This is a genomic window from Streptomyces sp. NPDC055962 (assembly GCF_042270185.1).
Lineage (GTDB): Bacteria > Actinomycetota > Actinomycetes > Streptomycetales > Streptomycetaceae > Streptomyces.
In genome coordinates this window covers 1-11,864 of record NZ_JBHJYN010000011.1, presented here as the reverse complement: position 1 = coordinate 11,864, position 11,864 = coordinate 1, and the positions used below count along the sequence as shown (strand labels likewise).

General features: G+C 72.0%; 10 protein-coding genes and 1 pseudogene. 5 read left to right on the top strand and 6 right to left on the bottom strand.

The features are described from left to right. Positions 1-19 precede the first annotated feature (19 nt). A complete protein-coding gene (locus ACFC51_RS26785) occupies positions 20-1,591 on the top strand; it encodes a GMC family oxidoreductase (RefSeq protein WP_376531222.1) in 1,572 nt (523 codons plus the stop codon). A 119-nt stretch (positions 1,592-1,710) separates the two neighbouring features. On the opposite strand, the gene ACFC51_RS26780 is transcribed toward ACFC51_RS26785, so the two are convergent. The 6 genes from ACFC51_RS26780 to ACFC51_RS26755 all read right to left on the bottom strand — a co-directional run bounded on the left by ACFC51_RS26780 (position 1,711) and on the right by ACFC51_RS26755 (position 8,200). Next, on the bottom strand, positions 1,711-2,349 hold the full coding sequence (locus tag ACFC51_RS26780; protein WP_376377064.1) for a Dps family protein: 639 nt from the start codon (positions 2,347-2,349) through the stop codon (positions 1,711-1,713). Between the two features lie 206 nt (positions 2,350-2,555). Further along, entirely contained in the window at positions 2,556-3,350 is a 795-nt protein-coding gene (locus tag ACFC51_RS26775) for an inositol monophosphatase family protein (RefSeq protein ID WP_376531220.1), read from the bottom strand. 79 nt (positions 3,351-3,429) lie between these two features. Then, complete coding sequence (locus ACFC51_RS26770) at positions 3,430-4,773, bottom strand: MFS transporter (RefSeq protein ID WP_376531218.1); 1,344 nt, start codon at positions 4,771-4,773, stop codon at positions 3,430-3,432. A 269-nt stretch (positions 4,774-5,042) separates the two neighbouring features. Next, entirely contained in the window at positions 5,043-6,242 is a 1,200-nt protein-coding gene (locus ACFC51_RS26765) for a 4-hydroxybenzoate 3-monooxygenase (RefSeq protein WP_376531216.1), read from the bottom strand. Between the two features lie 180 nt (positions 6,243-6,422). Beyond that, positions 6,423-7,595, bottom strand: coding sequence for an MFS transporter (locus ACFC51_RS26760; RefSeq protein WP_376381146.1), 1,173 nt, complete (start codon positions 7,593-7,595; stop codon positions 6,423-6,425). Then, positions 7,592-8,200 (bottom strand): helix-turn-helix domain-containing protein, encoded by a 609-nt coding sequence (locus tag ACFC51_RS26755; RefSeq protein ID WP_376381148.1) that lies wholly within the window; start codon positions 8,198-8,200, stop codon positions 7,592-7,594. The genes ACFC51_RS26760 and ACFC51_RS26755 overlap by 4 nt, the downstream gene beginning before the upstream one ends. Between ACFC51_RS26755 and ACFC51_RS26750 the strand changes: the two genes are divergently transcribed. From ACFC51_RS26750 to ACFC51_RS26735, 4 genes and pseudogenes are all read left to right on the top strand, one after another. After that, the gene (locus ACFC51_RS26750) at positions 8,199-8,717 is read left to right on the top strand and encodes a GNAT family N-acetyltransferase (RefSeq protein ID WP_376531214.1); all 519 of its coding nucleotides are present in this window, start codon (positions 8,199-8,201) and stop codon (positions 8,715-8,717) included. The genes ACFC51_RS26755 and ACFC51_RS26750 overlap by 2 nt on opposite strands. A 280-nt stretch (positions 8,718-8,997) precedes the next feature. Then, positions 8,998-10,995, top strand: a complete 1,998-nt coding sequence (locus tag ACFC51_RS26745; RefSeq protein WP_376531212.1) for an NAD-binding lipoprotein — start codon at positions 8,998-9,000, stop codon at positions 10,993-10,995. A gap of 244 nt (positions 10,996-11,239) precedes the next feature. Then, positions 11,240-11,629, top strand: coding sequence for a VOC family protein (locus ACFC51_RS26740; RefSeq protein ID WP_376381157.1), 390 nt, complete (start codon positions 11,240-11,242; stop codon positions 11,627-11,629). 134 nt (positions 11,630-11,763) lie between these two features. Continuing rightward, a pseudogene (locus ACFC51_RS26735) lies at positions 11,764-11,864 on the top strand (ABC transporter); the annotation flags it as partial.

Here is an 11,864-nt window from a genome sequence, read left to right as displayed (position 1 = left end):
AGGATCCCGGAGAACAGAGATGCCCGCTGAGACCCGACCGCAGGACGAGTTCGACTACGTGGTGGTCGGCGGGGGAACAGCCGGCGCGGTCGTCGCCGCCCGGCTGTCCGAGGACCCCTCCGTCACCGTCTGCGTCCTGGAGGCCGGTCCCTCCGACGTGGGGGACGACAACATCCTGCGGCTCGACCGGTGGATGGGGCTGCTGGAATCCGGCTACGACTGGGACTACCCGGTGGAGCCGCAGGACAACGGCAACAGCTTCATGCGGCACGCCCGCGCCAGGGTCCTCGGCGGCTGCTCGTCCCACAACTCCTGCATCGCGTTCTGGGCACCGGCCGAGGACCTCGACGAGTGGGGCGCCCTGGGGTGCGAGGGCTGGAGCGCGGCGGACTGCTTCCCGCTCTACCGGCGGCTGGAGACCAACGACGCACCCGGGGACCACCACGGGCGCACCGGACCGGTGACCATCCGCACGATCCCGCCGAACGACCCCTGCGGGGCGGCCCTGCTGGAGGCCTGCGCCGAGGCCGGGATCCCCACCACGCCGTTCAACACCAGCACGACCGTCACCCGCGGGGCGCACTGGTTCCAGATCAACGCCCGCCCCGACGGGACGCGTTCGTCCGCCTCCGTCTCCTACCTGCACCCGATCCTCGGCCAACGGCCCAACCTGGACGTGCGGACCGGGCTGCAGGCCAAGCGGCTGGTACTCGACGACGGACAGCGCTGTACCGGCGTCGAGTACCTGGCGCCTGACCTCATCCATACGCACACCGTCGGTGCGCGGCGCGAGGTGATCGTCTCCTGCGGCTCCATCGACGCCCCGAAACTGCTCATGCTCTCGGGGATCGGCCCGGCGGAGCACCTGCGCGAGACCGGGGTGGACGTCCGGGTCGACTCACCGGCGGTCGGTTCCCACCTCCAGGACCACCCGGAGGGCGTGATCATGTGGGAGGCGCGGCAGCCCATGGTCACCACGTCCACCCAGTGGTGGGAGATCGGCATCTTCGCCGACACCGAACCCGGCCTGGACCGCCCCGACCTGATGTTCCACTACGGATCCGTGCCCTTCGACATGAACACCTTCCGGCGTGGATACCCGACCTCCGAGAACGCCTTCTGCCTGACGCCCAACGTCACCCGCGCCCGGTCCATGGGGACCGTACGGCTGCGCACCCGTGACTTCCGGGACAAGCCACGGGTCGACCCCCGCTACTTCACGGACGAGCACGACGTACGGGTGATGACCCACGGGCTGCGGCTCGCGAGGGACATCGTCGGCCGCTCGCCGATGGCCGCCTGGGCCGGCCGGGAACTGGCGCCGGGGACCGGCGCCGAGAGTGACGCGGAGCTGCTCGACTACATCCGGCAGACCCACAACACCGTCTACCACCCGGCCGGTACGGTGCGGATGGGTGCCGTGGACGACCCCGAGGCGGCCCTCGACCCGCAGTTGCGGGTGAAGGGGGTGCGGGGCCTGCGCGTGGCGGACGCGTCCGTGATGCCCTTCCTGCCCGCCGTCAACCCCTGCATCACGACGATGATGATCGGTGAGAAGTGCGCGGACATGGTCCGGGCGGCCCGCGGCTGAGACCCCCGCGCGGGCGGCCGGCGCCGGTGGGGGAGGTGTGCGGCGCGGTTCGCGCCGCCCACCTCGTCGCCGGCCCGGGACGCAGCCCCGTGTCCAGCGGCCGGCGGCCGGTGCCCCCGTCAGCGCGCGCGCTTGCCGGCGGTCGCCTTCTTGGCGGTGCGCCTCGCGTTGGCCGTCTTCTTCGCCGGGACCGCACGCGAAGGACCGGCCTTCGCGGCGGCCTGCGTCTCGCTCCCCGCGTCGGCCGTGGTCAGGGCCCCCGCACTGTTCTCCAGGTGCGCGCGGACGAACCACTGGAACTGCTCCAGGGAACGCAGGTGCTCGATCAGCAGGTCCTCGGTGACCGGGTCGATGGACGCGGCCTTCGCGGCGGCCTTCCGGTGGTCCTCGATGATTCCCGTGTAGACGAGGTCGAGTGCGCCGAGATGGGCGATCGCATCCGCCCGGCCCACGCTGTAGTCGTCCCATGTCCGCTCGGCCACCAGCGCGCCCGCGGTGCCGTGCGGCACGCCGCCCAGCGCCGAGATGCGTTCGGCGGCGGCGTCCGCCATGTCCCGGACCGCCAGGGTCTGCGGATCGAGCATCTCGTGCACCGCGATGAAGTGAGGGCCCGTCACGTTCCAGTGGATGTGCTTCAGGGTGAGCGCCAGGTCGTTGAGCGAGTGCAGGCGCATCGTCAGCAGTTCGATGACCTTCCCGCCGTCCTTGGTGCTGAGGCCGGGAACGGTGTAGCGCGGGGTGGGGTTCTGAGGCGGCATGATGCTCCTGGGAGGAGGGGACGGTCTACCGCTGTTCATCTGCCACCGGGACGTACGGGGTCACGCGTTCCTGCGCACGAATCCACTTGACCGGCCCTGCCGGAAGGGCGGAGCGGCTCCAGGGCGGCACGTGGAGGGAGGGCGAGCGGAGCCGTCCGGCCGCCGCGGCGCCGAGCAGTCCCGCCCGTGTCCACCGCGCGGCAGATCTACGCGCGTGCGATCAAGGCCATCAGCGCTCCGTGGGTCTCGGCGTCCGCCGCCGCCACGAGTCCGCGGCCTCCCTGGCCCACGGGAACACCGTCGACCCCGGTGACCACGCACCCCGCGGCCCGGCACAGCGCGATGCCCGCGGCGAAGTGGAGGTCACCGGAGAGCTCCGCGCCGTCCGAGACGTAGGCGGCGCGCTTGCCGGAGGCGACCCACGCCAGGGCCAGCGACGTGGAGACGACACGCGGCCGGAAACGCTCGACGAAGCCGGGGTGCCCCAGCAGGTCCACCGCCCGGAAACCGGGCGCGCCCGGGAACGGCGGATCCAGATTGACGTCCACCAGTCCGGTGGCGGGTGCGGGCGTCAGCAGTACGTCGTCGCCGCCCCGCCGGACCCAGGCGCTGCCACCGTCGGTGCGGAAGAGTTCGCCGCTGAACGGGTCGGCCACCGCCGCCGCACCGCCGCGCAGTGCCACGTTGACGGCCACCAGCATGGTGCCCACGGCGTAGTTCCTGGTACCGCACAGGGGGTCGACCAGCCACTGGCGGGCGGCGCTGTCCGCGCCCAGCTGCCCGCCCTCCTCGCCGAGCACCGCGTCGTCGGGCCGGGCGGAGCGGATGACGTCCAGGATCGCCTTCTCGGCCGCCACGTCCGCGCCGGTGGCGAAGTCCCCGCCGCCCTTGTCGATACGGGTGAGCCGCTGCCCGTACATCTCGCGCACCACCCGGGCGCCGGCGAGCGCCGCGGCTGTCGCGATGTCCATGTCCTCGGTGTCCGTATACCTGTCCGTCATGGCGGCCACGGTATCCACAGGTCCGCATCGCGCGGAGGCCGCTTCCGCGGAGCGGAGGGAAGCGGCCTCCGTACGTCGCTCAGTCCGTCGCCGGGGCGAGCGCGGGAGCCGCGTCCGCGCCGCGTGCGCGGCGGTTGTCCACCGCCAGAGGGACCAGGGAGATCGCCACCGCCCCGAGCACGGCCGCCACCGCGAACGTCGTGAAGCCGAGGCCCGCGTTCCCGCCGGCCAGCACCGCGCCACCGAGGGTCGGGCCGACCACCGCGCCGGTGCGCCCGATGCCGGTGACCCAGCCCAGGCCGGTGGCGCGTTCACGGGGCGCGTAGACGCGGGACGTGGCCGCGTAGACCATCACCTGGGCGCTGAACAGCCAGATGCCGGTGATGAAGACGATGACGTAGGCGGCGCCGAGCGGCAGCTGTGCCCTCAGCAGGAACGTGCCCACGGCGGTCAGGACGAACCAGAGGGCGGAGACCTTCACCGGACCGAACCGGTCCGCCGTACGGCCGGCTATCAGCATGCCCACGATGCCTCCCGCGTTGATCACCATGAGGAAGGTGACCGAGGAGGAGAGCGAGTACCCGGTGGCGCGCATCAGTTCGGGGAGCCAGGTGGAGACCCCGTAGACGAGGAGAAGGCCCGCGAAGGACGCGATCCAGAGCAGCGGGGTCGCCCAGCGTGTACCGGGGGCGAACAGGCCGGTGATCGCCGCCATGCGGCCCTTCGCACCGGCCTCCGGGGCCTGTTGCACGCCCGGGCGCTCCAGCCGGTAGCGGTCGGCGACGGCGTACGCCTGCGTGACGCGTCCCCGTGCGAAGAGCACCCCCGGGGACTCCGGGAGCCACTTCAGCACCAGCGGGACGGCGATCAGGGCCGGCAGCACGCCTGCCCAGAACACCCAGCGCCAGCCGTGCCCGGGGGCCACGACGAGCCCGATGCCCGTGGCCGCCATGCCGCCCGCGTGGTACGAGGTCATCATCAGGCCGGTGGCGAGGGCCGCCCGGCGGGGTGGTGCGAACTCGGCGACGACGGCGAGGCCGATCGGCATCAGTCCGCCCAGACCGAGCCCGGAGACGAAGCGCCCCGCACCGAACACGGTGGCACCGGATGCGACGGCGCAGAGCGCGGATCCGACCGAGAAGAGCACGACGCTGAAGGTGACCAGCGGCTTCCGTCCGAGCCAGTCGGTGAGCGTGCCCGCGGCCAGTGCGCCGAGCAGCATGCCGAAGGTGGTCCAGCTGCCGATGGAGCCCGCCAGCGCGGGCGTGAAGCCGAGACCCTCGTCGGCCAGGAGGTGCGGCATCGTCGCACCGTAGATGTTGACGTCCATGCCGTCGAAGAACACGGCGAGCCAGCACAGGGCGATCACCGGAGCGACGACCCGGAAGGAGCGGTCGGGTGGGGACGTGGTCGGGGCAGACACGGGGCACTCGCTTTCTGCCACGGCGTTGTGGCGGGTGGACCGTCCCGTGCTCAGGGAGCGGCTCCACGATCGGGGAGTGATCGTTCGCCAGGTGAAATTAACTCCACTCCTGGGGCGGTGTGAGTTTCTCCCCGGCCTCCGCCCGTGTCAATGGGGGGCGCAGGGCTGCTCCTCGGTGTCCGGGCAGGACGGGTGAGCCCGCAGGCACATGCCTGCGGGCTCACCCGTCCTCGGGCCGCCGAGGTGACGGGGCCCCTGTCTTCATGAGGTCAAGGCAGCGGCAACCCCGCGTAGTTCATCGCGAGTTCGGCCGCCGCGTGCGGCGAGTCGGCTATGCGGTCGAGCTGGGCCGTCTGGAGCCGGGTGTCGAACGGGCTCTGGTCCGGGTCGGTGTGCAGTGTCGTGGTCATGAAGTACGAGAAGTGCTCGGCCCGCCAGACGCGGCGCAGGCAGGTCTCGGAATAGGTGTCCAGCAGGTCGGTCTCGCCGCTCGTGTACCGCCGGATCAGGGCCCGACCCAGCACGACGACGTCGGCTGCGGCCAGATTGAGGCCCTTCGCGCCGGTGGGCGGCACGATGTGCGCGGCGTCCCCGGCCAGGAGGACGCGGCCGTACTGCATGGGCTCGGTGACGGAACTGCGCATCGGCAGAACGCTCTTGGAGGTGATGGTGCCGCGCTCCAGCTTCCACCCGTCGTGTGTGAACCGGGCGTCCAGCTCGTCCCAGATCCGCTCGTCGGACCAGTCCGCCGGATCCGTTCCGTTGGGTACCTGGAGGTACAGGCGGCTGACCTCGGGCGACCGCATGCTGTGCAGGGCGAAGCCGCGCGGCGAGTGGGCGTAGACCAACTCGTCGCAGGAGGGCGCCACATCGGCCAGGACGCCGAGCCAGGAATAGGGGTACACCCGCTCATAGGTCCGCCTGACGCTCTCCGGCACGGCGGTCCGGGCGACCCCGTGAAAGCCGTCGCAGCCCACCACGTACTCGCACGTCAGCGTTCTGTCCTGGCCCTCGTGCGTGTATTGGATCGTCGGACGGCCGGTGTCCGGCCCTTCGACCGAGCGGACCTCGGCCCCGAAGTGGAGGACCGCCCCGTCGGCCAGTTGCAGGGCTATGAGGTCCTTGACGACCTCCGTCTGCGCGTACACCCAGACGCGGCGACCACCCGTCAGGGACGGGAAGTCGATGCGGTGCGCCCGGCCCTGCCAGCGGAGCTCGACGCCGTCGTGGACCAGCCCTTCGGCATCCAGCCGCCCGGCCGCCTCCACCTCGCGCAGCGCGTCGACGGTGGACTGCTCCAGGATGCCCGCCCGTTGCCTCTGCTCGACGTAGGCGCGGTCACGGCTCTCCAGGACGACGCAGTCGATGCCCGCCCGGTGGAGCATCCGCGACAGCAGCAGCCCTGCCGGGCCGCCCCCGACGATTCCTACGGTCGTGTGCACCGCTCGTTCTCCTTCGTGCGGGGGCATGGGCATCCCTGACGCAGGCCGGGGGCTGATGCCTGCCGTCCGGTCCCTGCCGATTCTGCTGTTCGCCTGGTGAAAGTTCCTTCACTGATTGCGGTGAGTCTGCCGCCCGGGTCGGAGACCTGTCAATGGTTCTGTCCCGGCATCGGTACGGCGAACAAGGGGGGGGGCCTGCCCTGCGCGTCAGTTCGCGGCGAGCCTTCCGGGTGCCGGGCGTGCGACGAGGGCGGCGGCGAGGAGGGCGGCGAGAGCGGTGAAGGTGATGCCCCGCCAGCCGAAAGTGTCGAGCAGCGGGGCGGCGAGAGAGGTGCCGACGGCGCCGATCGTGAAGTAGAGCACGAGATAGACGCTGCTGAGACTGCCGGACTGCTGCGGGGCCAGAGCGATGATGCGGCTCTGGTTGGCGGCCTGGGCGGCGAAGCACCCCGCGTCGAAGACGGCGAGCCCGAGCGCCGTCACCGGCGGGGTGTCCAGACCGCCGGCCAGGACGGCCGCGCCGGCCGCGGCGGCGAGGATGCCCGCGCTGATCAGGACGTGCGGGGCGTACCGGTCGGTGAGGCGGCCGGTGAGCGGGAGCACCGCGAAGCCGAGGAGCCCGGCCAGGCTGTACAGGCCGATGGCGGTGGGGCCGAGGTGGTAGGGGTGTTGGGCCAGGGCCAGGGCGAGCCCCACCCAGATGAGGTTGAAGGCGAAGTACCAGAGCCCGCCGGTGGCCACCGCGAGGCGCAGCTGCGGGTGCCGGAGCAGGAGTGGGGGCAGCGAGGCGAGGGTGGCACCGTAGGTGCGGCGGGCGTTCGGCCGCTGTCCGGGCAGGAATCTGGCGGCGGCGAGCGCGCCGAGCAGGGCGAGGACCGAGAAGACGAGCAGCATGCGCCGCCACCCGACGGCGTCGGTGAGTGCTCCTCCCGCCATGCGGCTGAGCAGGATGCCCGCCGACATGCCGGCGGCCACGGTGGCGACCCCGGCGCCACGGCGTCCGGGCGGGGCGTCGCGGCCGGCGATGTTGCCGGCCTGGGCCGCCACTCCCGCAGCCGCGCCGATGAGCAGGTAGGCGGTCAGCAGGACGGGCGCGCCGGGCGCGGCGGCCGCCAGGGCGAGCGCGGCCGCCAGGGCGGTGAGCTGGGCCGGGACCAGGCGGTTGGGGGCCAGGTGGTCGGTGAGGGGGAGCAGGAAGGCGAAGCCGAGCACACAGCCGGAGAGCGCCGCGGCCGGGACGAGGCCGATCACGGAGAGCGGGGCGCCCAGGTCGGCGGCGACCGTCGCGAGCGCGGGCTGGAGGGCGTAGTTGTTCGCTATCGCCGTCCCCGCTATGGAGGCGAGGAGGAAGGTGCCGCCGCGCGAGAGGGGAGGGGTCACGGCTGGGTACCGCGCGAGAGGATGACGGCGTAGCGGCATTCGGTGTCGGTGGTGTTGGCGAAGACCCTGGGAACGGGATCGCCGAGCTCGATGGTGTCGCCCGCGTCCAGTTCGTGGACCGTGTCGCCCGTGTGGAAGGTCAGACGCCCGTCGAGGACCCAGACGACCTGCCGTACGAAGGCGAACGCCGCGGCCGGATAGGGCACCCGGGCCCCCGCGGGCAGGCGGATCTCGGCGATCTCCGCGGGGAAGTGCGGTCCCGTGACCTGACGGCGCCGGTACCCGGTGTCGGGGTCACGCCACTCCGAGGCGTCGGCCGAGCGGCACACCCCGGCCGTGCCGACCGCCGTGCCCTCCTGCACCCCGTCCTGCGCCTCGTCGTCCGGCAGGGCGACCAGGGAGGCGATGCCGAGCTGGAAGGCGGCGGAGAGCTTGCCGACGACGACGGCGGTGGGGCTGCTCTCGCCGCGCTCGATCCTGCTGATCATGGCCTGGGAGACCCCGGAGGCCTCGGCCAGCTGGGCCAGTGTCCACCGGCGCCGCTCCCGCTCGGTGCGTACGCGCGCCGCGATCCGGAGAACCAGAGGATCTACTATGTTGGACATGAATCCAATATACGAGATGGGTGGAGCGGTGGCCGTGCGGCCGGCGCACGCGGGCGACGCGGAAGCCGTCCGTGAGATCCGCAATCACGCGGTGGAGCACTCGACGGCCCTGTGGACGGACCGTCAGCTGTCCTCGTCCGAGGGTGCCGCCTGGCTCGCCGTGCACCTGGAGCGCGGATCGGCGTTCGTGGCCGAAGTGGACGGCGAGGTGGCCGGGTACGGCGCGTACGCCCCGTGGCGGGAGCTGAACGGCTTCCGTCACACCATGGAGAACTCGGTCTACGTCCGCGAGGGCCGGCACGGGCTCGGCATCGGCTCCGCGCTGCTCGGGGCCCTCGTCGTCTCCGCCCGGGATGCCGGTCACCACAGCTTGATCGCCGGCATCGAAGCCGAGAACAGCGCGTCGATCCGGCTGCACGAGCGGTTCGGGTTCCGTCGTGTCGGCACGGTCCCGCAGGCCGGCACCAAGTTCGGCCGCTGGCTCGACCTCACGCTGATGCAGCTGTCGCTGGCCTGAGGTGCGGCACACCTGCTCCGGCCGGGCCCGGCAACCATGACCTCCGCCGGGGGGCCGTCCACGTGAAGACGCTGTTCAGCGAGGTGCTATGAGAGGAGCCGGTCCGACCCTGCGGACCAGCGACGTATGCCGCGTTGTCCGTGATGTCCGTTGCTGCCGCCCGAAAGGATGAACCGGCTCCCGAACCCGGCGTGTCCCTGCGGTGCAGGCAGCACTGTGCGTCGGGGGACGGGCGCTGCCGTACCCCCGGGCGGGTGCGCGGCGGTCGAGGGGAGTGGCAGTGGAAACAGTCAAGGGACGGTCGCGGGTGCCTCTGCGGAGCCGGGCGCGCTACCGGTTCGACCGCACGCTGGCGCGCTCCACCGGCACCTTGATGGGCTGGCTGGTGATCACCTGTCTGGCCGTCGTCGTCCCGGTGAGCACGCTGCTGGTGTGGACGGATCCCGGCTCGCCCCCCTCGCTCTCCGGGAGGCTCGCGGCGGCTTGGCGGACCAGCGCCGAGACGCTGCGCCTGGGCGCCGCCACCGGCACGCCCGTCCGGCTGGTGCTCTCGGCCCTGCTCGGGCTGGTCGCCCTGCTCTGTGTGTCGACCCTGGTCGGGGTGATCACGACGGGACTGGCCGACCGGATGGCGGAGTTGAGCCGGGGACGGTCGACGGTTCTGGAGCAGGGGCACGTCGTCGTGCTCGGCTGGTCGGACCAGGTCACCACCGTGGTGAGCGAGCTGGTGGCCGCCCAGGCCACCCAGCGGCCGCGGGCCGTCGTGCTGCTCGCCGACCGGGACAAGCTCGAGATGGAACGCGTGCTGACCGCCCACGTGCCACCGGCTGCACGCGCCCGGATCATCTGCCGCAGCGGCCCCGCGAGCGACCCGGACGTGCTCGCGCTCGTCAGCCCGCGGACGGCGAGCACCGTCCTGGTGCTCCCGTCGGCGGGACCGGCCGCCGACGCCGAGGTGCTGCGCGTCCTGCTGGCGCTGAGCTCGGTTCTCGGTGAGGGGACGGACGGCCCGCCTGTGCTCGCCGCGGTCCGGGACGACCGCTACCGTGCTCCGGCCCGACTGGCCGCCGGCCCGCGCGGCACGGTCCTGGAGACCGACATGGTCACCGCCCGGCTGATCGCGCAGTGCGTCGGCAGGCCCGGCCTCTCCCTCGTCCTGCACGACCTCCTCGACTTCGCGGGCGCCGAGTTCCATCTGGCCGACGCCACCGCGTTCCCTCATGAACCCTTCGGCACGACCCTGCTGGCCCACCCCACCTCCTGCGTGGTCGGCATGCTCACACCCGAGGGCCGTACGCTGCTGAACCCGCCCGCCGAGACGGTCGTCGTCCCGGGAAGCCGCCTGATCGTGCTCGCCCTCGACGACGAGAGCACGCGGGTGGACGCCTGTGGACACCTCGTCGACCCCTCGGTGATCACCACGGCCCCCTCCGAGCCGGACGGCCCGACACGACTGCTGCTGCTCGGCTGGAACCGGCGGGCTCCGCTCGTCGTCGACCAGCTGCGGCGCGCGGCGCTCCCCGGCTCCGTCCTGGACGTCGTCACCGACAGCGCCGTACCCGGTCCGAGGGGGCCGGAACCGGAGTACGGTGCGCCGACGAGCCCGGACGTGCGTTTCCGGTCGGCGGCACTGTCGCGGCCCGAGACCCTGCTGGGCCTCGACCTCGGCCCGTACGACGGCCTTGTCGTCCTCGGTCCGGACCCGGGCGACGGGCCGGACCACCCCGACGACTGGACCCTGGTCACGCTGCTCGCCCTTCGCCTGCTGGAGGAGCGCAGCGGACGTGAGGTCCCCGTCGTCACCGAACTCACCGATGACCGGAACAGGCCCTTGGCGCCGGTCAACACCGGCTCCGACGTCATCGTCAGCGGAAAGCTGACCGGGCTCCTCATGGCGCAGATCGCGCAGAACCGGCACCTGGCACCGGTCTTCGACGAACTGTTCTCCGCGGGCGGCACCAGCATGTGCCTGCGCTTCGCAGGTTCCTACGTCCGTCCGGGTGCCGAAGCCACCTTCGCCACCGTCGTCGCCGCCGCGCGCGACCGGGGCGAATGTGCGATCGGCTACCGCAGCCACGGTGGTCTCTCCGATCCCGCGAACCGGGGGGTCCGTCTCAACCCGCCGAAGGGGGAGCGTCGTGTGTGGAGCGCCGAGGACCGGGTGGTGGTGGTCGCGACGACGCCCCGCGACGCCTCCGCGCCACCAGTCGTCCCGGCACGCCCTTCGGCCGGGGAGACCTCCTGCACGCCGCAGGAGCGCGGTGGCACGAGCGGCTGACAGGGGCGCGGCACACGGGATGGACGTTCGGCGACCGGGGCACCGGGCTGTGGTGTGCGTTCGGTCCGGTGCCGACGAGGGGTCGTGCTCGTCGAGGGCCTGGCCGCAGAGGCCGGAGTGCAGTGCCCGCGGTTCGTGAACCTCTGGGTTAACCATCGTTGCGACATGTGCCGTTGATCAGCCTTGTCGCAGCCGGGATGCTTGACGGGACGGGCAGTCGGACGCGCGGAAGGGAACCCAGGACGTGAACATCAACGGGTCGACCGTGTTGCTGGCCGTCCGCGATCCGGAGGCGTCAAGCCGGTTCTTCACCAGTCATCTCGGATTCAGGGAGGTACTGGTGACCGGGGGATTCATCCAGCTCTCCCGCGACGACGCCGGCGTCGACCTCGCGGTGCTGAGCCACCACTCCGAACATCACCGGACGTGGCGGCAGCCGGCCGCCCCACCCGACGTGATGGTGTCGTTCGCGGTCACCGGCCTCGCTGCCGAGCACGAACGGCTGCGGCGGGAAGGGGTGCGGATCACGATGCCGTTGAGGCAGGAGCCCTGGGGGGAATGGGCGTTGCAGCTCACCGACCCCAACGGCATCGTCATCCAACTCGTGGAATGGATGCCGCCTGCCGGTGCCTGACAGGCCCTGACGCTCGGGATCCGTTCACCTTCACCGCTGCGTGCGCAGCCCTCGCCTCGCTCGTACCGATCGCCGTTCATCTGACGTCTGCGACGTCAGCCATCAAAGGGGAGGACCCCATGTCTCTTTCTGTCATGTCTATGTCTAGTTCGAGTGAGGTCGGGCCGGTGCCCGTGGCCGTGTCCGCGGTCGGGTTGCGGAAGTCCTACGGGGACAAGACGGTGCTGGACGGTGT